The organism is Bacillus sp. CFBP9009 (assembly GCF_036541465.1).
In the GTDB taxonomy this organism is placed as follows: Bacteria; Bacillota; Bacilli; order Bacillales; family DSM-1321; genus Peribacillus.
On record NZ_JAZHFU010000002.1, the window covers coordinates 720,918 to 744,218 of the forward strand.

The window sequence follows — 23,301 nt, forward strand, 5'->3', positions numbered from 1 at the left end:
TTCATTTGATAAATTCCATTGCAAGATCATATATTTCATCTGGCGCGTATAAATAAATGCTGTGCGTCTCTTTCAGTTTTATTACATCCGCTTTTAATAGTTTCTCTGCAAACTCCTCATAATCTTCATTTTTTTGTTTTGTATATTTTGAATTTTTATTTTCATCGGCAATCGCATCTAAAAATAAAATGGGTGTTTCTTTTGGAATCGGCAAGTTAACAGATTTTTTACCATTATTGTAACTCTGTAAAAGCTCTTGCTCCATATCATCATTAAAAAACTGTTTATATGATAGTGCTTTATACATTTCTTTTTCATGGTCAGTCAAGAATGATTGCCGAATCACTTCGGGATTATAAACAGCAGAAGGGACAAGACGGTGCAAACCCATTTTCGTTAAAATATTCACTCCTCTTACTGTCAATGAATCAACCATGCCCATTTTATGAGTTACATATTGGTGCGGTAAACCAATATCCAAAGCAATAATTCCCTTTACTTCACTTGGGTATTTTTGTGCCCAGTAAATAGCTTCAATACCTGATACTGAGTGTGGTACCAAAATATAAGGAGGTTTATTTCCACTTTCCATTAACGATTTCCTGCTTTGTTCCAAAATTACATCAATATCCCTATCATCATGAAAAACATCACTGTATCCATATCCAGCTCTTTCAATGACCGCAATCTTATTTTCTTTTGCAAACTTACTATATAATCCCTTCAATTCATAAATAGGAGCAGCAATCCCGGAACCGGACATAAAAACGTATGTATCCTCCCCGCTTCCTTCCGTATATACATTAATTTCTTTGTTATTAAAATCAACGGATGTTCCTACACTAATTATTGATGCTTCCTTGCCCTTTTGATAATTATGGTAAATAAAAACAGCTGATACTACAAATAAGATAATAGCAATGAAGGTGAAAAATATATTCTTTGATACTTTCAACATTTTTCTCATATAGAAAACTCCTTTCAAGTTATACTGAAAGGATATATGTTAAAAATAAATTTCTAATTAATTTTCATTGTATATTTTCAATAAAGAAAAATTCACCTTTTAATGTCCATTGATTTGCATTAAAAAAGCTGCGCCAGCGCAGCCCTAAGTATAAATAATATTATATGTCGGTTTAATCACACCGTTTGGATATTGTTTCATTTCAACTAAATCTAATTTTAGACTTGGCTTAACGCTGCCGAAAAGAGGAATGCCTTCACCGATTATGACTGGATTCACTTTCAGCACCAATTGATCAATGAGTTTATGTTTTAATAACGATCCAGCCAGTTCTCCGCCCCCGCAAAGCCATAGCTTTCCGTCACCTTGCTGTTTGAGGTTTTCAATAAACGCAACGGCGTTTCCTTCGATAAGCTCTACCTCCTCATTCGATTCAAACTGAAGGGAGCTCGAGAATATATAATGTTTCAAACCCTTATATCCCGGTTCACCCGGTTTAGCTCCGAATTGAAATCCAAATTCATATGTTTTACTTCCCATCAACACCGCTTCATATTGCTGGATATCGGATAAAAAGTCCGGGACATGATCTCCTTCAAATAAGAAAAAAGAATGATTGATATCCCCTTCCAACATTGCTTGGTCGGCAATGAAATTATCAAGTGAAACGGCTACATGATATACCAATTCTGCCACTTAGCATCCCTCCAAAAGTGATTATAGAATATTGCGTTTTTTCGGTAAAAATGCATCTCTTTCTATAATGTTTGCTAACGAATCCACCGCACTCAAAACCATCTCCTTGTTTTGTAAAAGCGTCAAAGTAATATATATTCGTGAATCAGAATAAAATCCCTTCCGTAGAATTCCGAGTCAGTGATATATACTGCTTCTTACCTCCTTGTTTTCTTTGCTGAGTACCTCTTTACCGGGAATCTATCCTCATTCTCGCCTGTGTGGTATTATTTTGAATATTAAGTTAAAAGGAGGCATCATTTCATGCTTTTTGCAAATACTCCCGAACCGCCCTATTACGCTTGTATTTTCACTTCGCAAAGAAGCGATAAGGACGCCGCAAGCTATAATTCAACCGCTGAATTCATGGATGAACTTGCCGCTCAACAAGACGGCTATTTAGGAGTCGAAAGCGTAAGAGATCAAAACGGGTTAGGAATTACCGTATCCTATTGGAAGTCCTTGGATGCCATTAGGCTTTGGAAGGAAAATGTTGCTCACAAAAAGGCACAAGAAAAAGGTATGAAAGATTGGTACTCGTCATACACTACCCGAATTTGTAAGGTTGAAAGAGATTATACAAGCAAATAATGACTTCAGTTAAAAAATCGTTCTAACCGCAAGCGTCTTTGGTATCTGCCAGTTACTCTCTGGGAGTATAGTAAATTTCTTCAATCTGTTTCATAAAACAGTAAAAACCCATAATGGAAACTAGTCTTAAACACGGTTTGGGATGAACATCCTAAAGTGTAAAAAAAATCCAGTTTATTGGAATGGAAGGTACGAGACTCCTGCGGAAAAAGCGAGTCCAAGGGAGACCCCACAGGCGCAAAGAGCGCCGAGGAGGCTCCCGGACCGCCCGCGGAAAGCGAGTGCCTGGAATGGAAATCAACGTTCAAATTTACAAACCCTAAAAAAGTAAAAGCGGTTTTTTTATGGGTGAAAATTCATAAATTTTAGTTCTAGCTTTCCAGTGAGTTTGTCTTCAGCCTGAGATCGCTAAAATCCCCTTTAAAAAAGTGGTAATTATTCCCTCCGTAAAATCATGAAAGGGTTTTGGGATGAATGCATTCCGAAACCCACTTTATCGACAAAATGTGACCCCTCGTACTTAGCGGTCTTCACAATGAATAATGCCGTTAAGATCTTCTTTTATGAGTGAGTACATATATAAATCATCGAATTTGCCACAGGTATATTCATAATGCCTTAGCAATCCTTCTCTTCTAAACCCTTGCTTTTCCACTAGCTTTTGGGATGGGAGATTATCCGGTTCAATCAAGGCTTCAATCCTTTCAAGGTGAAAGTGACGATAACCATACATAACGACGGCTTCCAACGCTTCACTCGCAATGCCTTTTCCCCATTGATCTTTAGTTAATTCATATCCAATTTCAGCTCGATGATGTTTGGAGACCATATTCAGAAAACCACAACTTCCTATAACCTTACCGGAATTCTTTAATGTAATTCCCCATCTGATTCCCGAACCTTCTTCGAATATAGATTCGTACCACTTAATTTCATCCCATACGTCATTTACGGTTTGGCATGGATCTAACCCCATTGGCTTCACTACATCCGTATCAGATAGATATTTGAACATATCATTCGCGTCTTCTATTGTTACTTCCCTTAAAATCAATCGTTTTGTTTCAATAAGCGGAAATACCTTCTCCATCCAATTTCCCTCCTCTAAATCCCCTTTTCCATATTTAACTATTTTAATCATTACCTAATTAAAGCAGATAATCAACGCATTATTGCTTAAAAATTAATGTTAATAACTAAAAAGGCGTCCCTACTTTCGTAGAAACGCCTTTTTCCCATTTATTTAATTCCTTCATTAAAAGAATTTTTTGTTTCCTTTACTGCTGAAATGATTAAAAACATGGGCCTTCGATTTTCATCTTACATTTCAGGAACACTTTTTAACATTTCATCAGAAGGCATCGGTTCCTTTACTGCTTTAATGCTGAAACCAGCACAAATCAAGTCATTCATATATGTTGAAATCGTGCGATGATACTTTACTACGTTTTCGGTTAAGAAGGTTGTTTCTCTCACACCTTCGGATTGATAGTTGTCAACTGGCCAATGCAGATGATTTCCGTGATCATCTACATACCAAGCTTGTTCGTTGCGAGATGTAAAGATTGGATGTTCAACCGAGAAAACAAAAGTTTTGTTAAGTCAAAAAGTGATAATTTTTTCTTATTATTACAAAACAACTTAAGCACTAATAGTGTTTAAAATTCAATATGAGGCAAAAAAAAAACAGCCATTAATATTGTTGTCTTTTATTTTGACAACAATAAATAGGCAGCCCTGTTTTGTTGTCCATCATTGTCCATATAGGACCCTTCCCACCCTTTGTACATAGTCTGAAAGGGTAAACAAAAAAGGAGGATTTCTTGAATGTATAATTATAATTACGCTTATTACCCTAATAATGTGCATTATTATATAGATGGAGAACGAATACCTGGCCCGGGCGGCGGTCAATGGGACGGACACGGCGGTGGTCATGGCGGCGGTCATGGCGGTGGTCATGGCGGTGGTCATGGCGGTGGTCATGGCGGTGGTCATGGCGGTGGTCATGGCGGTGGTCAATGGGACGGTGGTCAATGGGACGGTCACGGTGGTGGTCATGGCGGCGGTCATTGGGACGGACACGGTGGTGGTGGTCATTGGGACGGACACGGTGGTGGTCATGGCGGCGGTCATTGGGAACACGGACAATGGATTCCACGCTGTAGGAGAGTATGGGTTCCCGGATTTGGTTGGACTTGGATTTGTAGATGGTGAAAAAAAGACAGCTTATGGCTGTCTCTTTTTTTGCTTTTTCTTCGTTTTGTCCATTAACTCCAATTAACAGTATGCTTGTTTTCCTACTCCCCATCTGATGTTCAAATTCCTTCAAACTACATCTCTTCATATTGATTTCTATCGATTGTAAACCTTGATTTAACAAGTTAAACAAACCATTAGGACTTATTCCCTAATGGATTTTGTAGAAATAAGACTTTTTTACTCATCCTTAATAAGTTATCGAGAAGATAAGCAAACTATACCATATTGCAGCTGAACGGAATCTACCTTGGCTTAGTAAGCTACAAATTAATCCAGGTAGTAAAAAGGATAAATGTATATCGCTTAATCAAAATGTAATGGGGTGATGTTTATGAGAATGAAAAAAGCTTTAATAGGTCTCTCACTCTTATGTATGATTGTTCCTGGTATTGCCAAATCGGCTGATTCCGTTGCTGAAAATAATCGAAGCAATATCGTGGCAAATTGGAAATTCACAAAACAACATGTTAAAAGCGGTTCAATCGATAAAGGTAATTTAATTATAGAAGATACAAGCAAACATGGAAATGATTTAGAGTTAGTGACGATAGGGGATCCTGCCTCGCCTGAATTAAAAAATACGATTCAATGGTCCGAAGAAGATTATCATGATCAAGAAAAAGTGGATAGCTTGGAATTCGCTAATTATGAAAACGCCCCTTCAGGAAGATATTTTAAAACCAAAAAGGGTTCCCCTATCAATTCGGAGAAATTCGATAAGGGGTTTACCATTGAAGCGGTGTTCAAGTTACCAAGCGATTCCAAGAATGTCATGGGGCTTTTTTCTAGACAAGGACAGGCAGCAGATCTTAATAAAATGGAAGGCGAGAAGAAAATCCTTTCTGCTTTAACTGTATCCAGTGATCAAAAAATCCACTGGACAAGCCATCCATCTAATTTAAATTATAATGTAAGCAATTGGTCTCGATCATTAAATGCTGATGAATGGTACCATTTGGCGGTTGTTAATGATGGTGACACGACTACTCTGACTTTGAATGGCGTCAGTGATTACGGAAAATCGGAAAAAGTAATCGGTATTGCAGCAGTTAAAGGGAAAGGCTGGAACATCGGAGCATCTGAGTGGGGAAATAAGTTTAGTGCACTATTCAAAGGGAATATCCAGCAAATACGAATTGCCAATAAGGCTTTAACTGAAAAAGAATGGCTTGTACAGGATGCCCGTGACGATGAACCATTCGAAGGATCAAACAAAGCTTTACCCTTTCTAACGAATAAAAAGAATTATAATTTTCTATTTGTCCCGGATACCCAGAAATATTCAAGCCAAAATCCAGAGATTTTCAATAGCCAAATGAACTGGATTTCCAATAACACCAAGAAGAACAATATCATCATGAATACATTTGTTGGGGACATTGTCGATAGTGATTCAGAAAAACAATGGCAGAATTCCCTCGGAGCCATTTCCCATTTGGATAAAAAGGAAATTCCATATATGATGGCGGCTGGGAATCATGACTATGCGGACGGAGATCCTTTCTTAACGCATTATGGGCCGCAGCGTTTTTTGAATAAAAAATACTATAAGGGGTCGTCTCACTCTGGGTATAGTTCATATGCAATCGCTAAGGCAGGAAGTTATGAATATCTAATCTTGATAGTGGATATGAAAAATTTGCATAAGGATCTGGAATGGTCAAAAAAAGTTCTAGACCAGCATAAAGATAAACCGACAATCCTCGTCTCGCATGATATTATATTCCCGAAGATTAAGGATGATAAAACCATTGCCGTCGAATCGTCTAATGGCCGGCTGATTTGGAATGAACTCGTAAAGTACCATAATCAAGTATTCATGACGGTTAATGGACATTATTATGGGATAGCACATCGGGTAAAACAAAACTCAGCAGGAAATGATGTCATTCAAATGCTGGTCAATTACCAAACGAATTATCGAGGGGGTAATGGCTGGCTAAGACTTGTAGAATTTGATGAAAAGAAAAATGTATTATTATTCCGGACCTATTCGCCATTTGTCGATGAAATGTCCAAAAAAGAAAAATCCTATATCGATTATAAATTTTTAACAGGTGAAAATAATTCATTTAAATTAGATTGGGACTTTAAAAAAAGATTTAATTTCAGAGAGGCGGAAAAATCCAATTCCCCAGGTGTATCTGATTGACCTCATCAACCTGGGTGAATTCCTTTTTTGGGTGCCTTCCCTTTGTGTTTAGTCATACATCCTCCATAATGAATCAAGAATGCTGCGATTTATACTAGTCTGTTTAAGCATCTTTCATGCTGCTTTTTTCATCACTGATTTATACTTTCCTAACCCATTAACGACAAGAACCCCTAATATAGCAATTGCGCCGCCAATGACTGAAAGGGTACTGGGCACCTCCTGCAGCCAAACCCAAGCGACGAAAATGGCAATAACAGGTTCAATGTACAACAAACTAGATACGGAACTGGCTTTTCCTAACGATAGTGCGATTGCCCAAGTTACATAACCGATGGCCGCAGGGAAAACACCAACAAAAATCGCTGATAAATGACCTTCCAATGTAGCTTGTTGAATTTCTTGAAATAACCCAGGAAAAAATATAAAAAAGGGTATTGTTCCGATCCATGTGAAATAAGCTGTCAATTCAATCGGATTATAGCGGCTAAACAGCGGCTTTTGGAAAACAAAAAACACCGCAGAAGCAATAGCAGACATCAGCACTAAAAATGCACCTTCAGAAATATTCAGTGAAGGGCCTGCAGTACCTAATGTTATTAAGGTGATTCCTGTGAATCCTATTCCTAAACCAATCCATCCGAATAGGCCGAGGCGTTCTTTTAAAACGAACGCAGCAATGATCGCGATGAATACAGGTGCTGAACCAATCAGCATTCCAGCCGTTCCCGCCGAAACTGTTTGTTCCCCGAATGTCACCCCGATATGGTAAATACTAATACCAATAAATGCAAGGATCGATATCCTCAACAAATCCTCTTTTTTCGGGAGTCGAAATTTCACCCCGGGCCAAAGAGCATAAAGGACAAAAACTCCTGAAGCTATAAGATAACGAACAAGTACCAAATGGCCAGCTGAATATCCGCCATGTAAGCTTGCACGAATAGCAGCGAATGTAGATCCCCAAATAATAACTGTAATAGATGCCAATAAAAATGCCTTTGTGTTCAAAACCTATTCCTCCCAACCATTCCCTATAAACTGAAGGTATCATGGATACGGGAGAACTTCAATATAATTCCTATCTTGCTGTGAAGTGGTATAGTCAGATAAAGTTTGGCAAGGAAATCTTCATACAAAGTTGAATCAGGTTTGAAAATCATGTTTCCCTTTTCAAATATTTTTGTCGTCAAGAATCCTAGTAATTAACTTAAAGACGATAACTCAGAATTATATTAACTTATCTTGTTTTCTTTATCTAAATTGAAAGTACTATTTACTTCTACCCTCTCCTATTTTGAGATAGATAGCTTAAGTCCCTTTTTAAAATCAAACATTTCGGGCTAGCTAAAATTAAAAGAAATATGGAATTAATAGTTTTTACGAGTTTATTATAAAATCAAATTATTATCAGGCATAATTTAAAAATTAAACTGCTTCTTCCGCTTCATCAAAATTTATTTCAGGCGGTTGCTTTTTAAAAAAGTTTGTTAAGAACAGCAAATAAACAAAACCGATAGTTGCCCAGAGGCTGCCCAGTAGTAAAGCGTTCTTATCCAAGTTCAAAAACAACCAAATATCAAGGGAAGCTCCGATGCCAGGTAAGAGAAAATAAAGTAAAAAATGTTTCCCTCTGCGTTTTTTTCCTTTTACATAATAATGGGCAATGACTGAAATATTCACAAATATAAAAGTAGCAAAAGCTCCAAAGTTAATAAAAGAAGTTGAGGTCGTTATATCAAAGGTCAAGGCTAATAAAGCTATACAGCCAATGAAAAATAAATTAAACACTGGTGTACGGAATTCTGGATGAATATATCCGAAAAGCTTTTTTGGAAGAACAGAATCTCTTCCCATTGCGAGCATAAGACGAGCCGCACTTGTTTGAGCTGTTAAACCGGAAGCAAATTGTGCAATGATTAATCCTGCGAGGAAAAGGGCACTAAAAAAATTCCCACCAATTAGTTTGGCAATCTCAAAAGCTGCGGAATCAATATTTTGAAATTCTGTATAGTGGGGAAAAACAAGGTAAAGAAAGTAAGAGGAGAAGATGAAAATCCCTCCACCGATAAACGTAATGAGCAAAATTGCTTTTGGAATTGTTTTTTTCGGATTAATCGTTTCTTCGGAAAGAGTGGAAACTGCATCAAACCCTAAAAATGAGTAGCAGGCAACAGAAGCTCCTGCAAATAATAGGGAGAAAGATGTTTCACCGCTCATAAATGGCTCCATAGAAAACAGGGTTCCTACTCCAGTGCCTTGGATAATATTCAAGAAACACAAAACCAGAAATAGGACAAGAACAAGTAATTGAAAAACCATCATTAAAAGGTTTACATTCTTCATCACTTTTGTTCCGATTAAATTTATTGTTGTGGTGAGAACTATAAAGGCAACGATCCATACCCAAGATGGAACAGATGGAAAAACGGCGTTCAAGTAAACGCTTCCTATTAGCCAGATTACCATTGGCAAAAATAAATAATCCAATAAAACGGACCAGCCTATAAGAAAGCCGAGTTGCGGGCTAATTGATTTCCTTGTATACGTATAGGCTGATCCTGAAACTGGATAGGCTTTCACCATTTCACCATAGCTGTAAGCAGTGAAGAGCATGGCAGTTAAAGCAATGATATATGCAACAGGTACAAGGCCTTTTGTTAGCTCAGCCATCACTCCGTATGTCCCAAAGACAACCATCGGTGTCATGTAAGCAAGACCAAATAATATAACATGCGACAATGTTAATGTTCGTTTAAATGAAACACGATTCTTTTCCATTTGAAATCCTCCTTTTCGTTTAAATAGCCTTGTTCTTTTTGATGAGACCGTTATTAAGATCGGGCGGACGTTTGATGTAAATCAGTCAATTTTGAGTAGATTTGTTTGTTTACATTGCCAATATAATTTAACCGGGGGTCTTTTTTGGGTTTTAAGTCAATGGCCGCGGAAATGATACCTTCGTTACCCTTCGCATCAGCCATCACTCGGCCTGTATGGTCAACAATCATGCTGCTACCGAAAAACTCTAACTCTTCTTCTCTACCAAGTCTGTTACAAATTGCAATAGGTATTTCATTTTCAATTGCCCGGCTTTTTAAGAAAATGGATTGTGCTTCTTCATATGGTTTCATATTGGCTGTTGTAATAAAGAGAATTTCAGCTCCGCTTGTTCGTAAAATTCTTGCCACTTCCGGAAATTCAAGGTCATAACAGATCATCATCCCTACTTTTCCAAACTTGGTAGAAAAAACGGGGTATTCCGTTCCTCTTGAAAAATAGTCCGTTTCCGTATGGAATAAATGTGTTTTTCTATACTTTCCGAGAATGACTCCATATTCATCAATATAGAGAACTGATATAAAGTAAAACTCATTTTCTCTTTCAGGAAAGGAAAGAACTAGTGCGAGCGACAACTCTTTGCAAATTGCCCGTAATGTTTGAATGTTTGGACCGTTCTCCTCTTCCGCAAATTTGTTAACATCCTCTTTTAACAGATAACCTGTCATAGCCAACTCCGGAAACACAATCACATCGGCCCCTGCCGTTTTGGCTTCCTTCATATAGGCTGCTATCTTTTGTACATTCGCTTGTTTATCTTTTAGTTTTGGTTTGAACTGTGCTAATGAAATTTTCATTTGAATCACCCTTTCTACTTTATTAATTGCAATTATTGTGCCAATTATTGCAATATTGATTTATTAAACAAAGAATGCTTTAATAATAGAAAAATGATGAATTTTTTCATTAAAATAGATAAATCTTTATCATTTCGATGAATTTAATCATCAAAGATGAATCTTCGCATCATTGAAAGGAGTGAGCAAATTTTGGATCATAAGAATAGTTTTAGCTGTTTACTAAATGATCAGGGGATGATTATCAAGATGTTTGGGGATTTGAGTAAAGTGCTGGATGAAAGCAGCCATCTGCTTGCAGAAGGAATTAACTTTACCCATGTGAAATGGCGAGACCTTTTTATTGGAGGATGTGACCTGAAGCAAGACGTTCAGCTTCTTCAAACTCTTCAAGGGACAAGTGTGATCGTTCATTCCCTATCACTTCATGATCCTTTGAAGAACAACAAGTTGGTTACCTTTATTAATTTATCGAGCGTTAATTTGTTGGTCTCCCAGCGAAAACAACCCTTTTCCGAGTTGATTATTAATTCCCCGTCCATGCAAAAAATTATCAATATCATTGAAAAGGTATCTGATGTGAATTCTACTGTCTTGCTGCTGGGAGAATCAGGAGTTGGCAAAAGTGCGATCGCCAAACTGATTCACCAAAAGAGCACAAGGAATAAAGGTCCTTTCATTTCCATCAATTGCAGTACACTGCCTGAAAATTTGGTGGAGTCTGAGCTGTTTGGATACGAAGCCGGCTCTTTTACAGGCGGAAAAAATAAAGGGAAAACAGGTTTGTTTCAAGCAGCTGAAAAGGGGACCATTTTTCTTGATGAAATAGCAGAATTACCGCTGAATGTTCAGTCTAAATTGCTTGATGTTATTCAGGAAAGTCGGATTCGGAAAGTGGGAGGGACGACGTTCCAGATGATTGATGTCCGTCTCATCGCAGCAACAAATAAAGACCTTTCCTCTTTAGTTCAAAAGCGACAGTTTCGAGAAGATTTATTTTATCGATTAAACGTAATTCCATTAACTATTCCGCCTTTGAGAGAGAGGAAAGAGAGCATCCCGGAACTCGCTCAAAATTTCTTGCAAAATTTCAATCGGAAATATAACCGAAACTACATATTGGATAAGCAATTGTTGGAAGGGTTAATGGATGCTGATTGGCCAGGAAATGTCAGGGAGCTGGAGAATACAATAGAAAGACTTGTGGTTACCAATTTTTCAGTCTTAGATACACCATCACATGATGAGAGTAAGGAAAGGAACCTGCCTGCTTTCACCTACAATCCTGATCGCTATCGGAACGCCGCTACCTTTACTTCTTTAAAAGAAGCAAAAGAAGCGCTCGAAAAGGATCTGATTTTACAAACTTACCAGGTCTTTCAAAACACATATAAAACAGCTCAATACTTACATGTTGATCAATCAACGATTTCAAAAAAGCTAAAAAAATATAATAGTGAAAATTGATCTACTATAGGAGGAAAGTAAATGGCCAGGACACTGCGTATAGCACTTGCCCAATTAAAGTGTGAACTGTTGAATAAAGGATACAACTTGAAAAGATCTATAGAAATGATAAAAGAAGCAAAACAAAAACAAGCAGATTATGTGCTCTTTCCGGAATTGTTTTTAACAGGCTATATTATGAATGAACAAATCAAAGATTTAGGCGAAACTGTCGAAGGAGAAAGCGTACAAGCAATTTGTGCCTGTGCGAAAGAGTATCAGATAGGCGTCATCTTTGGATTTCCAGAAAAACAAGATGATTGTTTATATAACTCGGCTGTTTTCATTAATAAAAACGGAGAGATAGTCGATGTGTACAGAAAAACGCATCTTTATCATGAAGAACAAAAGCACTTTTCATCAGGAGACCGCTGTGTGGTGATTGAGGCTCCGGAAGGCAAGTTCGGTTTATTAATCACATATGATCTCGAGTTTCCTGAAATGGCGCGCTTGCTGGCACTGCAAGGAGCAGAGATCATCTTTATTTTGTCTGCCAATATGGTTCCCTACCAAATATATCAAAATGCTTTTGTTCATTCTAGGGCTATTGAAAACCATCTATTTACTGCAGTGACAAATAAAGTCGGATTGCATATTGATAACATCTTTTTTGGGGAAAGCCAGGTTGTCGCGCCGGATGGGAAAACAATATACAAGGCAGATAACAATGAAATACTGCCTGTCGTTGAAATCGATTTGGAAGAGACCGAACGGTCGAAAGGAGTTTTGAATTATTTGTCCAACAGAAGGCCGGAGTTTTATCGCGGTCATGGTTTATAAGCCAAAGACACTTTGGGTCACATGTTATAAAAGGGCTTTATTGATTTACTAAAAGCCCGTATTCTCCTCCATCAATTCAACTTGCTTCATTACCGTCTCCACAGCTATCATATGCAGACTGGTATAAAACCATATTTCCTCATAAATCTTAAGATTTTAACTAGAATTTAGTGAGGCTGATGCTGTAGTATGTTGCAGTCAATGCTCATATAATCTAGCATTATGGTGTTAATGGTTACTTTTTTGTTAACCTGATTGTTAATAAAAAGTAACTGGACGCTCTTATTTTGTTATGAAACGATGTTTTCTCCTAATAATTGTTCTCAAAAGATGTTACCTCTTGAATAAATCACTATTCCAACCTAGGGATGAATTTAAAAATGGTGTTGCTGGTACTGTCCCTAAGTGTGAGCCATTGTCTGCGGAACGCTCTACTTTGAACTACTTCCAGTTTATAGGAAGAAATTTATATGCTATCGACACAGCCTTACTGAGAAACTTTAGTACTCCGTTAAGGGAACAACAACTGATGGCATGCATGCAGACAATAAGGGGAAAGTATTTTTTATACTATGCTTGAAGGTAAAGGAATAGGAATATACATAGAAGAAAATGTTAGATTTCCGACAGTTCATATCGGATGAATTTATGCTGAGGGTATATGGCGTGGCATTTGATCAAAGAGATTCCATCATTTTTAACAGTAACAGGCTGCATCAAATGTTTACACATAATCAAGACCATACAATTTGATTATTTGGAAAGCAATTGCCGGAGAAGATGTTAAATCCTATCTTTAATCTAGGTAATGAAATTTATAAGCACTAAGTAGATAAAATTTAATATATAATTCGATTTTATGACGTTAAAAATACAGAAACTAAAACGGAAATCACAAAATGATTCCATTTTCGTTTTAAATGTTTTAGGGCACATTGATGAATTCTTTTATTATATTGAAATATATATTTCAATACTGCAATTTGCTACTTTTCATATATCTCTAGAGGCAAATCATCCGGATCACAAAAAAAAGTAAACCTTTTTCCTGTTAACTCATCAACACGGATAGGTTCGACTGGAATGTTTTCATTTTCTAAATCTTCAATCGCTTGATTAATATCTTCCACTTCAAAAGCAAGGTGTCTAAGCCCTCTAGCTTCAGGATAACTAGGACGATGGGGGCTATCAGGAAATGAGAATAATTCCAGCTGATATTCCCCTCCGACGATAAGATCCAATTTATACGATTTCCTTTCTGACCGATATGTTTCCTTCTCGATATCACACCCTAAAATATTTACATAGAAGTTCTTTGACTTTTCATAATCGGAACAAATTATTGCTACATGATGTATTTTATTTACCTTCATTTGCTTCCTCCCTAAAAGATGTTGTTAGTTTTAAGATCTAATTTTACCTAAGTTATACAATAATAAAAACTTAGATTTCAATCCTTCGTTCTGACTCCACTGCACGATACTGGTACATAGTTGTATGTAATGATATTTTTAAGGTTACCTACTAACAAATCTGAATGTTTCTCAAGGTTAGCTTTAATAGAATCAATATAATTATCGACTGCTAACATATTTTATGGTCTCCTTTTTTAATGCCTTATTCAAACAAATGCACCTGCTATTATGAAGTCACTAAGCTAAATTTTGCTTACGGAATCCATATCTATATAAACCTAGAAAGAAAGGATACATTATGATAAGTGTGAAAGCTGTAACGAAAATCATTCCTCCTACTCCAAGTTCTGGATCATTAAGCACATCCAACATTGTGTATGCAAGCACTTCAATTACAGTAATTATAAATATGAATTTCCAGAATGACTTTGATAACAATTGTTTGTTATATACATAACCAAAAAATCCAATTGTGGAAATAATACTGATTACAGTATCCGTAGTTTCTATCACCGGACCATGAACCGCTTCTACAAACATTGAAGCTATCGAAATAGCTATAATTAGCCAAAAGTAAATTTTCCAGAGCATTTTTTACACTTCCCTACTCATTAAAATGACACTCTCAATTTTTCCATTTCTAGTATATCAAACCAACCTAGTAAAATGGGCTTATTTTTAAAATACTCTTTTTCAAGCGCATCCAATACAGTATACGCTCATTACTCCCAAAATACCTAGAATTAATTGGATGTTTATATTTGCAAAAAAAGCCCTCACAATGAGGACCTCGAAAAAACCTACTCTTATGAAAATCTCCCGAAAATTGTTTCATCGAGCAGATCTTGTTGGACGAGCTTTATAAACTTATTTCGCTGTTCTTCAATCACCACGAGCAATTCTTCCCCCGTCTTATATTATTGTGGCCTTCACTCATTTTGTATAGAACTAAAGTACCGTTAGTCAAAGGTTTTCTGAAAGGTTTTAACTAACTATTTCAATATCACTCTGATTAGAGGTATCCATTTATGCGTAAAAATTGAATTTTACGCATAAATTAAAGTTAAAAAAGGAGTAAAACAATGGCCAATACCAGACAACATCAAGTCCATAAGCAGAAATTGGAACAACTGGTTAAGTCCATGCCTTTCTATATCGTTGAATATGTTGACAATAAATTGGATATTCGATCTCCTTCCACCCTATTGAATTACGTTCTTGATTATAAATTATTTTTGGAGTGGCTGATTGCCGAAGGCATTGCTGAGCAGGAGCATATTACTCCTGCAAAATATGTTCAAGCTGAAAATGCTTGCACTGAGAAATGAATTGCACACCGGCTGCAAAAAGAGCATTGCGCTGCTCCTCTGCTTCATTAATAGCGAAAGGTAGGAGCTCATAATCCCTAGTTGACCGTATCTTCTGTATCACTTCTTCGGATTCAAATATTTAATTCTTCTCTCCGAATTCTTTTCCTGCTGATTTTTTATCCTTTATTTTAAAAGAAATGAGGAAGCTAATTAACGAAAGTACAGCGATGACAATAAATGAGATTTGCGCGCCATACATATCAGGATGTACTATCTCGGGACGCTGCTGAGCATTTTCGGTAGCTGATGTCATCACAGTAACAAGTATTGCTGTACCTACAGATGCGGCAATCATTTTCATCGTATTATCCATTGCTGCACCATGGGCAATTAACCGTTTAGGCAGCTGGTTTAAGGCGGCCGTTGAAACAGGCATCATAACCATGGCTAATCCGAACATCCGTATACTGTACATTACCATTATAAATGTAAAACTTGTCGAAGGACCAACATCTATAAAAGTAAAGGAGGAAGCGGTTATGAGGAGTAATCCGCCAATAACCAGCCACCTGGCCCCAATCCGGTCAAAAATTCGTCCAATGAACGGGGACATTATTCCGGTAATAAGTGCTCCAGGGAGTATCGCTAATCCAGCTTCAAACGCAGTAAATCCTCGCATGTTTTGCATAAATAGCGGGATGAGCGTTTCGGCACCTATCAGACCCATAAAGGTAATGGCTCCAATAATGATAGCAATCGGGAATAATGAATACGTGAACACACGGAACTCCAGCATTGGATGCTTCAATCGCAATTGCCTTTTGATGAACCAAACAAGTGAAATTGTCCCAATGCCTAGGGATATGATGGTACTCTCGTCTGTCCAGCCATAATTACCAGCAGCTGTAAATCCATACAATAATCCACCGAATCCCACGGAAGATAAGACAATCGAAAGCACATCCACTTTTGGCCGTGTAACTTCTGTTACATTTTTTAAAGCGAAGAACGCAACTATGATATCAATAATAGCAATTGGTAGAATGATAAAGAATAACACCCTCCATGAGTAGGTTTCCGTAACCCAGCCCGACAAAGCGGGCCCAATAGCCGGCGCGAAGGAAATGACCAGTCCGACCAGTCCCATAGCTGCACCCCGTTTATGAACAGGGAAAATCATTAGGAAGACTGTTTGCATTAACGGGAGCATAATTCCGGCTCCGCTCGACTGAATCATCCGCCCTAGCAGCAGCATTCCAAAATTTGTAGCTAGCCCCGCTACCAATGTACCAATAGCAAAAATCCCCATCGCGGAAAGGAAAAGCTGTCTGGTGGTAAAGCGCTCCAGTAAAAACGCGCTAACAGGGATCATGATCCCATTAACCAGCATAAAAACTGTTGTTAGCCACTGTGCACTATTTGCCGTAACATTCATCTCCTCCATTACAGGAGGAATGGCGGTAATCATTAATGTTTGATTCAAGATCGCAATGAATGTACCCGCAAGCAAAAGAGCAACAATTGTTGTCTGTTTACGATTTGTTGAACTCAATTATGGTCCCCCTTTACGATTTGGAAAAAAACATACTTTTGTAGATTACACGAATTTACATCAGATTTCCAGTAATTTGCTGTTAAAAATAAAAGCAATAATTTAGGCATTAAATACTTACTTACCCTACAAATAAATAGAAGAAAATCGTCATATTCAGAGTGGTTTTACTGAATTTTGTACTCTATTGAACGGCGCTCTCTTTTTTGAATAATTACTAAAACAAGAATTATAATAAACTCATTTACATTCACTAGTATTGGTTTGAACTGTGTGGTTTATAATTATTCCATATTCAGAAGATAATTAGGTCTTTACCACGGGTAGGTTTTATAAATATAAAGATGGAGATACGTAGCAAAATCATGCTGGGCTTTTGAATATAATAAGTGATAATCCTAGTAATCGCGGTTATTTTAACTCTACTATTTCATTCTTTAAAAAGTTCAAATCTTTTTCCCTCCTGCAAATAAAAAGCACCCAATTTAATGGATGCTTAGATTTCCTTTCTTTCGTAATCTAATTTCAAATTTATCACTGAAAAATTCATTTGCATTAAAAATAGTACTAATGTCTGAAATATCACCTATGTTCACAATTAAGGCTTCATCAACTTCTTGTTCTGTGAGAACTATGCGATATTCATATTGATTTTCAAAGTATTTATCTTTCCAAAAATAAATATCAGTCCCTTGATTTTTATAAGAGCTCATCCTAGCTGAGGAATTGATGTTATAATCATCATATTTTACCAAGCCCCCTCTGTAAGCATAACCTTTTTCATTGAGTGTTCTAGTAATTCTGTCAATAAATTGCGATGGGGTAACAAAAATTAAGCTATCTCCGAACTCCCTGATCATTTTATCGATTTGTTCATTAGGTAAATCAAATTTGGTATAGTAATACTTTTCATCCTCCTTAACCACTTTCAACATATCGCCAACAATTGCAAACATACAATATAATGGCCTTTTTTCATTTATATTTTTTCTGAAATTCATTTTTTTAGTTCGTCCCGACATTATTAATTCATTGGTATCTTGAGTAAAGAAATTCATTGTTAATTCCGTAAAAACATGTGCTGCTTCAAATTTGTCTCCTACACCTTTTTCTCCTGAAGCACTTTCTATATCAATATACTTTTTGAAATTATTCATATATAAATCTCCAGACAAAAAACTTTCCACAAAAGGTGTGAACTTTATAAATCCAAAAACTTGACCTTTAAATCCAACGTCTGATATTTTCATACTCTTCATTCCCTCCTATTTGACTACTAAATTCGACAAAAGGGACTATTCACCGGTATTTATTCCAAGACTATTAAGGAACATTTACTGTTAGTGAACATGTAAGAATGTATGCCTAGTTTACAAAGAATATACTTCATTAATAAACGCTTATCCAAAGGATAGACAGTCTTTCTTCTTTACAGTCTTCTTTTTAACCTCTCCTGATTTCATAATCTCTCCTCAATAAAAAAAGCACGCAATTTAACGGATGCCCCCAATTTATCTCGTTCATTTTATCAATAAAACCCTTTAGAAACGACTCAAAATGTAATGTTCTTGATACCTGGTTCTTTTACCCTTTCCCATTTCATTATTATTTCTAGTTGGGCTAAAAACACTTCTCCTGCTTCAAAATTTAAAAAAGTTATGTTAAAAAACGTTCACTAAAAGCATAGACCATTAATTTCTTTCGAGTGAGGATTCACTAGCATCTAAATAATTTATAGAGAATTTTTTGATTTTGGGCAGTTTTCACCGGTTGGTGAAGTTGTCCTTTTTTCATATGCATTGCTTTAATGCCACTTAATTAGTATACTTTCCCTGGCTGTTAATGCCGCCTCTGAAGTAGAATCTTCCTTTTACATCTATAAAAAACCTTCGAATATAGATCGCCAAATACCTTCCAGTATTCAGGAAACAATTGAACCTTTATAATTACTCGTTCAAGCTTTTTTGTTGAAGTGAAATTCAAACGGGAGTGCCAGCGGATTAAGATTTCACGGAAAGGCCAAATCTTTTAATCTATGATTTCACCCTGCACTGCGATTTGGACTATTTTATCGGCCGTCATCTTTCTGCTAAGGGTCCAATATCCTTTTTCAAATATAAAAGCAGGAATCGTGAATATACAGAATATCACCAGGGCAGCGGTACTGTATAATAGTAGTATAAGTTTACATATTTTTAATGCGTTCAGCTTATTCAAACTATAACTCAACTAAAATATCGGTTAGAAAGGTTGGTAATTATTGTGAGTATAAATCCAAATATGGTGGAGATAGCCTCCCTCCTTGGGGAAACGTCACGTGCAACAATACTTGCAAGTTTACTGGATGGGCGTTTTCATACTGCAGGTGAATTAGCATTGATGGCTGTAATAACACCTCAGACCGCCAGCTTTCACCTTTCTAAATTAGTGGAAGGTAACCTTGTTAAAGTTGAGAAACACGGACGACATCGTTACTATCAGCTAGCAAATGGAGATATTGCGCACATTTTAGAATCGTTTCTTGCCATTTCCCCACCTCCGCAAGTTCGGTCTTTAAAACAATCAAGCCAAGTTAAAATGCTTCAGGAAGCCAGAACTTGCTATGATCATTTGGCAGGAAAACTAGGAGTCCAATTAACTGAATCGATGTTGAAAGCCGGATATTTGAAAAAAGTAGAGAGAGAGTTTACAGTTACACCCAAAGGAGATCATTTTTTTTCTGAATTCGGCATCGATTTACTTGATTTAAGAAGAAAACGCCGTTCATTTTCCCACTCATGTTTAGACTGGAGTGAACGTCACCATCATCTTGGCGGAGCTTTAGGAAATGGGCTTCTTACACATTTTTTTGATTTAGGCTGGATAGTCCGTGTTCCATCTATTCGCGCAGTAAAAGTCACACCTAAAGGGAAAGAAGGATTTAAAGAAGTTTTTTGTATAGAGGTATAATTTAATAATCCCTCATGGTGAAAAAGAAAGAGGCTCTTTTCTTTTTCATTATGAGGGATTTTCTGTCTTTAGCAGCTTAGAACAATCAATACGATTACTATAAAGCACTTTTAACGAATTTATTTTCCTTTTGGAAATTGCTATTTACAAGATAGATGCCAATGATAATAAACAGTCCGCCAATTAGGAGTGAAGTGTATATCGGTTCACCTAATAGTGCCCACCCTGATAAAACACCGAAGAAAGGTGCCAAAAATAAAAAGGCACTTGTTTTTCCTGGATCACTCTTTTGTAAAAGGTAATACCAAACAGCAAATTGAACGATCGATGACATGATACTTAACCATAATAAAATGAACAACGAATTGCCATTCATTATGAAAAATGGTTTTTCAAGAATAAAGCTGCCTAGTAAAAGCAGTAAACCGCCAAAAAGCATCTGATAGGCAGATAATACCCATGTATCGGAAATCGCCCCCCATTTTTTCGCCAATAAAGTGGAAATGGCCCAGAAAACAGAAGAAAGAATACCGAAAAGAATACCGACCTTAAATTCAAGTTGCGCTCCCATCGTTATAATTACTCCAACTAATCCTAATAAAACACCAATCCATTGATATAGTTTATAGCGTGTTTGTGAAAAGATAGTACCGAATACAACAACAAGTAACGGGTTCGTGAATGTAAGAATTGAGGATTCACTTGCTGTAATAGTGCGTAAACTCAGGAAAATGCACCCCATTACTCCGGCTGTTTGAAAAGTGCCGATAATAAGGATTTTTATCCAATCCCCTTTAGAGTTTGGATGCGGTCTTTTAAAAAAGATTACGATCATCGCCATTATGAGCCCGGCAAGTGTGAAGCGTAATGCTGCTAATAATAATGGGGATGAATAAGGTAGACCAATTTTAACTACTGCAAAAGAAGAACCCATCAAAAATGTCGTTAAAAGTATCAACAGTGTAAATTTGTAAACATTCATTTTTTTATCTCCTGACATATTTAAATGACCGATCTACAGATATTATAGCTGTTGATTATTTCAGCTCTAATCGAAATATGGAATACAAGTGGAGATAAATTTAATAATATCGACATATTAAAGGGAATCTTCATGTTTAATTCGCATAAGTAACCTCTTTAAATCATCATATTCATCTATACAAATCAAATTTCAAAAAAGAGTTTACCTCAATTCTTGAAGTTTTACCTCTTCTATCAAACTTCATGCCTTAAAGCTCTCTCATCAACAACCTATCTAGGCTTGTAATTCCTACTTTTCATATATTTCTAGAGGCAAATCATCCGGATCACAAAAAAAAGTAAACCTTTTTCCTGTTAACTCATCAACACGGATAGATTCGACTGGAATGTTTTCATTTTCTAAATCTTCAATCGCTTGATTAATGTCTTCTACTTCAAAAGCAAGATGTCTAAGCCCTCTAGCTTCTGGATAACTAGGACGATGGGGGCTATCAGGAAATGAGAACAATTCCAGCTGATATTCCCCTCCACAATTAGATCCAATTTATACGATTTCCTTTCTGACCGATATGTTTCCTTCTCGATATCACACCCTAAAATATTTACATAGAAGTTCTTTGACTTTTCATAATCAGAACAAATTTTTGCTACATGATGTATTTTTTTTACCTTTATTTGCGTCCTCCCTAAGAACATTGATTGTTTTTATAAACTAATTTTACCAAAGTTATACATTAATAAAAACTTAGATTTCAGTGCTTCCTTCGGACTCCAGTGCACGATACTGGTACATCCATTGCCCTTTCACCGGATATAGGTCTTACACTCCACCAAATAGATTAATTTCAGCACATTAGAAAAATTGTATATTTTAATCATGGAAAATACCCAGGCCATACTGTTTTTTAATAATATTATTGATAATATCGTATAAAAAAATAAAAAGCCCTGTTAACTGAATTCAGTAACATCAGGCTTTTCAAGATAGTAGCTGGCAGACTTATTTCACTCTCTATATACCATTTCGAACAAACTTTTATAAATTCTAACGCCCACTTTTGCCTTCATTTATATAATCTATTTTACAGCAGGAATTGTTTGTGGATTTTCTGATTTGAAATTTTCCTTAACCGCTTTCAAGGTCATAAAAGCGATAAAACAAACGACTCCGAATGAAACCAATAACCAAACAGCTCCATTAAACGATCCATCGAAAGCGTCTATGACAAAACCAATCGTTAAAGGAGCGATGAAGCCAGCCACTTGCATCCCTAAATTGACCACTCCCACTGCAGAACCTCCGATTGCTTCCGGTAAATACTTCAGCGGCAGACTAAAAATGATAGTGGATAAGGCTGCGGAAAATATAGGTATAATGGATTGATAGATGATAACTCCCGTTACCGTTTCTGCATGAAACATGAGATACACGAATAATGCTAGACCTAATCCACTAAAGCCCCCTATCCATTTTTCCCGACCAACTTTCACTTTATCCAATACATAACCGGCGATAATATAGAAAGCCACCGACGCTATTGCAGGGATCATCTGTAAAAGACCCATGGAAATTAAATTCAGTCCACGTTCCTGCACCAAGTAAGTCGGCATCCATGACATCACTCCCCAGCTGATGAAACCATATGCAAACGAGGCAGCCATCAAACTAAGGACCAAGGGGGTTTTAAACAGCTTAATAAAAGAACCTTTGACAGGAACTTCCGTTAAGGAATCTACTTCTCGCGGGCCCTGACTCCCTACTCTTGGTTTTAAAAAGAACAAATATAGCAACCCAATCGTAAACCCGAAAATCCCAATAATGCCAAACATCATCCTCCATCCGATACTAACAAGCAGAGTGGCTGCGAGAATGGGTGAAATGACACCTGCAACAGTGAGTGCGGAAAGAAACAAAGACATTGCCCGGGATCGCTTTTCTTCCGCAATGGACACTGCTATCATTTTGGCCCCAGCAGGAAAGAAACTTCCTTCCCCCAATCCGAACATAAAACGAATGACCAGCAACGAAACAAAAGACCAGGCCAATCCTGTCAGACTGGTAAAAATGGTAAAACTAAAGACAGAGACAATCAGAACGATTCTAGCGCCGAAACGATCGGCCATCCAGCCGCCTGGGATCTGCATTATCGCATATCCTAAAAAGAAGACGCTTAATATCAGACCTGTGGAGGATGCGCTCAATTGGAGGTCATCGGATATATGGACAATCCCATAATTAATGACAAAGCGATCCAGTGCCGAGAACAAATTACCTGCAAAAAGTAATAACAAAATCATTTTTGGATTTTGACCGAATGCTAATTTGTTCACTAGCATAGCCCCCTAGTTTAGCTTTAATTTTCATCACAACTTTAAGAAAACAGGATCATGGGTCGAGGATGCGGGTTCAAAGATTATCGGTGCCTTTATGTCAAACATATAGGATTTTCTATTATTATT

General features: G+C 36.9%; 19 protein-coding genes and 3 pseudogenes. 7 read left to right on the forward strand and 15 right to left on the reverse strand.

The window, feature by feature from the left end; translation table 11 throughout:
- Position 1 precedes the first annotated feature (1 nt).
- Both V3595_RS08610 and V3595_RS08615 read right to left on the reverse strand, forming a co-directional pair.
- Complete coding sequence (locus tag V3595_RS08610; RefSeq protein WP_485906575.1) at positions 2-967, reverse strand: alpha/beta fold hydrolase; 966 nt, start codon at positions 965-967, stop codon at positions 2-4.
- Between the two features lie 144 nt (positions 968-1,111).
- A complete protein-coding gene (locus tag V3595_RS08615; RefSeq protein ID WP_476108169.1) occupies positions 1,112-1,663 on the reverse strand; it encodes a dihydrofolate reductase family protein in 552 nt (183 codons plus the stop codon).
- A 303-nt stretch (positions 1,664-1,966) separates the two neighbouring features.
- Here V3595_RS08615 and V3595_RS08620 point away from each other — a divergent pair, with 303 nt between their 5' ends.
- Entirely contained in the window at positions 1,967-2,293 is a 327-nt protein-coding gene (locus tag V3595_RS08620; RefSeq protein ID WP_485906576.1) for an antibiotic biosynthesis monooxygenase family protein, read from the forward strand.
- A gap of 520 nt (positions 2,294-2,813) precedes the next feature.
- Here V3595_RS08620 and V3595_RS08625 read toward each other — a convergent pair.
- Positions 2,814-3,383: a GNAT family N-acetyltransferase gene (locus V3595_RS08625; protein WP_485906578.1), complete on the reverse strand. Its 570-nt coding sequence runs from the start codon at positions 3,381-3,383 to the stop codon at positions 2,814-2,816.
- Between the two features lie 230 nt (positions 3,384-3,613).
- Positions 3,614-3,886 (reverse strand): annotated as a pseudogene (locus V3595_RS08630) (class I SAM-dependent methyltransferase); the annotation flags it as partial.
- Between the two features lie 286 nt (positions 3,887-4,172).
- Here V3595_RS08630 and V3595_RS08635 point away from each other — a divergent pair.
- On the forward strand, positions 4,173-4,577 hold the full coding sequence (locus V3595_RS08635) for a hypothetical protein (protein WP_485906580.1): 405 nt from the start codon (positions 4,173-4,175) through the stop codon (positions 4,575-4,577).
- Positions 4,578-4,886: 309 nt separating this feature from the next.
- Entirely contained in the window at positions 4,887-6,707 is a 1,821-nt protein-coding gene (locus V3595_RS08640) for a laminin G domain-containing metallophosphoesterase family protein (protein ID WP_485906581.1), read from the forward strand.
- A gap of 114 nt (positions 6,708-6,821) precedes the next feature.
- Here the strand turns inward: V3595_RS08640 and V3595_RS08645 are convergent, their stop codons facing one another.
- The 3 genes from V3595_RS08645 to V3595_RS08655 all read right to left on the reverse strand — a co-directional run bounded on the left by V3595_RS08645 (position 6,822) and on the right by V3595_RS08655 (position 10,345).
- Complete coding sequence (locus tag V3595_RS08645) at positions 6,822-7,718, reverse strand: DMT family transporter (protein WP_485906583.1); 897 nt, start codon at positions 7,716-7,718, stop codon at positions 6,822-6,824.
- Between the two features lie 417 nt (positions 7,719-8,135).
- Positions 8,136-9,488 carry an APC family permease gene (locus V3595_RS08650; RefSeq protein ID WP_485906585.1) on the reverse strand — a complete coding sequence of 451 codons (1,353 nt, stop codon included), beginning with the start codon at positions 9,486-9,488 and terminating at the stop codon, positions 8,136-8,138.
- Between the two features lie 53 nt (positions 9,489-9,541).
- Positions 9,542-10,345 (reverse strand): carbon-nitrogen hydrolase family protein, encoded by an 804-nt coding sequence (locus V3595_RS08655; RefSeq protein WP_485906586.1) that lies wholly within the window; start codon positions 10,343-10,345, stop codon positions 9,542-9,544.
- Positions 10,346-10,537: 192 nt separating this feature from the next.
- Between V3595_RS08655 and V3595_RS08660 the strand changes: the two genes are divergently transcribed.
- Entirely contained in the window at positions 10,538-11,812 is a 1,275-nt protein-coding gene (locus V3595_RS08660) for a sigma-54 interaction domain-containing protein (protein WP_485906588.1), read from the forward strand.
- A 21-nt stretch (positions 11,813-11,833) separates the two neighbouring features.
- On the forward strand, positions 11,834-12,631 hold the full coding sequence (locus tag V3595_RS08665) for a carbon-nitrogen hydrolase family protein (RefSeq protein WP_485906590.1): 798 nt from the start codon (positions 11,834-11,836) through the stop codon (positions 12,629-12,631).
- A gap of 986 nt (positions 12,632-13,617) precedes the next feature.
- Here the strand turns inward: V3595_RS08665 and gloA2 (V3595_RS08670) are convergent.
- The gene (gene gloA2, locus V3595_RS08670) at positions 13,618-14,004 is read right to left on the reverse strand and encodes an SMU1112c/YaeR family gloxylase I-like metalloprotein (protein ID WP_485906592.1); all 387 of its coding nucleotides are present in this window, start codon (positions 14,002-14,004) and stop codon (positions 13,618-13,620) included.
- Positions 14,005-14,283: 279 nt separating this feature from the next.
- Entirely contained in the window at positions 14,284-14,637 is a 354-nt protein-coding gene (locus V3595_RS08675) for a hypothetical protein (protein WP_202317168.1), read from the reverse strand.
- Between the two features lie 491 nt (positions 14,638-15,128).
- Between V3595_RS08675 and V3595_RS08680 the strand changes: the two genes are divergently transcribed.
- Positions 15,129-15,374, forward strand: a complete 246-nt coding sequence (locus V3595_RS08680; RefSeq protein WP_485906594.1) for a hypothetical protein — start codon at positions 15,129-15,131, stop codon at positions 15,372-15,374.
- Positions 15,375-15,495: 121 nt separating this feature from the next.
- Here V3595_RS08680 and V3595_RS08685 read toward each other — a convergent pair whose 3' ends face one another.
- The 3 genes and pseudogenes from V3595_RS08685 to V3595_RS08695 all read right to left on the reverse strand — a co-directional run.
- Complete coding sequence (locus tag V3595_RS08685; protein ID WP_485906595.1) at positions 15,496-16,908, reverse strand: DHA2 family efflux MFS transporter permease subunit; 1,413 nt, start codon at positions 16,906-16,908, stop codon at positions 15,496-15,498.
- A gap of 485 nt (positions 16,909-17,393) precedes the next feature.
- Positions 17,394-18,158: a hypothetical protein gene (locus V3595_RS08690; protein WP_485906597.1), complete on the reverse strand. Its 765-nt coding sequence runs from the start codon at positions 18,156-18,158 to the stop codon at positions 17,394-17,396.
- Positions 18,159-18,624: 466 nt separating this feature from the next.
- Positions 18,625-18,726 (reverse strand): annotated as a pseudogene (locus V3595_RS08695) (IS6 family transposase); the annotation flags it as partial.
- A gap of 444 nt (positions 18,727-19,170) precedes the next feature.
- Here V3595_RS08695 and V3595_RS08700 point away from each other — a divergent pair.
- Positions 19,171-19,857, forward strand: coding sequence for an ArsR/SmtB family transcription factor (locus tag V3595_RS08700; RefSeq protein ID WP_485906598.1), 687 nt, complete (start codon positions 19,171-19,173; stop codon positions 19,855-19,857).
- A 97-nt stretch (positions 19,858-19,954) separates the two neighbouring features.
- Here V3595_RS08700 and V3595_RS08705 read toward each other — a convergent pair whose 3' ends face one another.
- The 3 genes and pseudogenes from V3595_RS08705 to V3595_RS08715 all read right to left on the reverse strand — a co-directional run bounded on the left by V3595_RS08705 (position 19,955) and on the right by V3595_RS08715 (position 23,172).
- On the reverse strand, positions 19,955-20,839 hold the full coding sequence (locus V3595_RS08705) for a DMT family transporter (RefSeq protein ID WP_485906600.1): 885 nt from the start codon (positions 20,837-20,839) through the stop codon (positions 19,955-19,957).
- Between the two features lie 291 nt (positions 20,840-21,130).
- Positions 21,131-21,537, reverse strand: a pseudogene (gene gloA2, locus V3595_RS08710) (SMU1112c/YaeR family gloxylase I-like metalloprotein).
- A gap of 381 nt (positions 21,538-21,918) precedes the next feature.
- Positions 21,919-23,172, reverse strand: coding sequence for an MFS transporter (locus V3595_RS08715; protein ID WP_485906601.1), 1,254 nt, complete (start codon positions 23,170-23,172; stop codon positions 21,919-21,921).
- Positions 23,173-23,301: the final 129 nt, after the last annotated feature.

Coding starts and splice junctions, on each gene's coding strand:
- V3595_RS08610 (WP_485906575.1), bottom strand. CDS start 967: ATGAGAAAAATGTTGAAAGTATCAAAGAATATATTTTTCACCTTCATT.
- V3595_RS08620 (WP_485906576.1), top strand. CDS start 1,967: ATGCTTTTTGCAAATACTCCCGAACCGCCCTATTACGCTTGTATTTTC.
- V3595_RS08625 (WP_485906578.1), bottom strand. CDS start 3,383: ATGGAGAAGGTATTTCCGCTTATTGAAACAAAACGATTGATTTTAAGG.
- V3595_RS08635 (WP_485906580.1), top strand. CDS start 4,173: ATGGAGAACGAATACCTGGCCCGGGCGGCGGTCAATGGGACGGACACG.
- V3595_RS08640 (WP_485906581.1), top strand. CDS start 4,887: ATGAGAATGAAAAAAGCTTTAATAGGTCTCTCACTCTTATGTATGATT.
- V3595_RS08650 (WP_485906585.1), bottom strand. CDS start 9,488: ATGGAAAAGAATCGTGTTTCATTTAAACGAACATTAACATTGTCGCAT.
- V3595_RS08655 (WP_485906586.1), bottom strand. CDS start 10,345: ATGAAAATTTCATTAGCACAGTTCAAACCAAAACTAAAAGATAAACAA.
- V3595_RS08665 (WP_485906590.1), top strand. CDS start 11,834: ATGGCCAGGACACTGCGTATAGCACTTGCCCAATTAAAGTGTGAACTG.
- gloA2 (WP_485906592.1), bottom strand. CDS start 14,004: ATGAAGGTAAATAAAATACATCATGTAGCAATAATTTGTTCCGATTAT.
- V3595_RS08675 (WP_202317168.1), bottom strand. CDS start 14,637: ATGCTCTGGAAAATTTACTTTTGGCTAATTATAGCTATTTCGATAGCT.
- V3595_RS08680 (WP_485906594.1), top strand. CDS start 15,129: ATGGCCAATACCAGACAACATCAAGTCCATAAGCAGAAATTGGAACAA.
- V3595_RS08690 (WP_485906597.1), bottom strand. CDS start 18,158: ATGAAAATATCAGACGTTGGATTTAAAGGTCAAGTTTTTGGATTTATA.
- V3595_RS08705 (WP_485906600.1), bottom strand. CDS start 20,839: ATGAATGTTTACAAATTTACACTGTTGATACTTTTAACGACATTTTTG.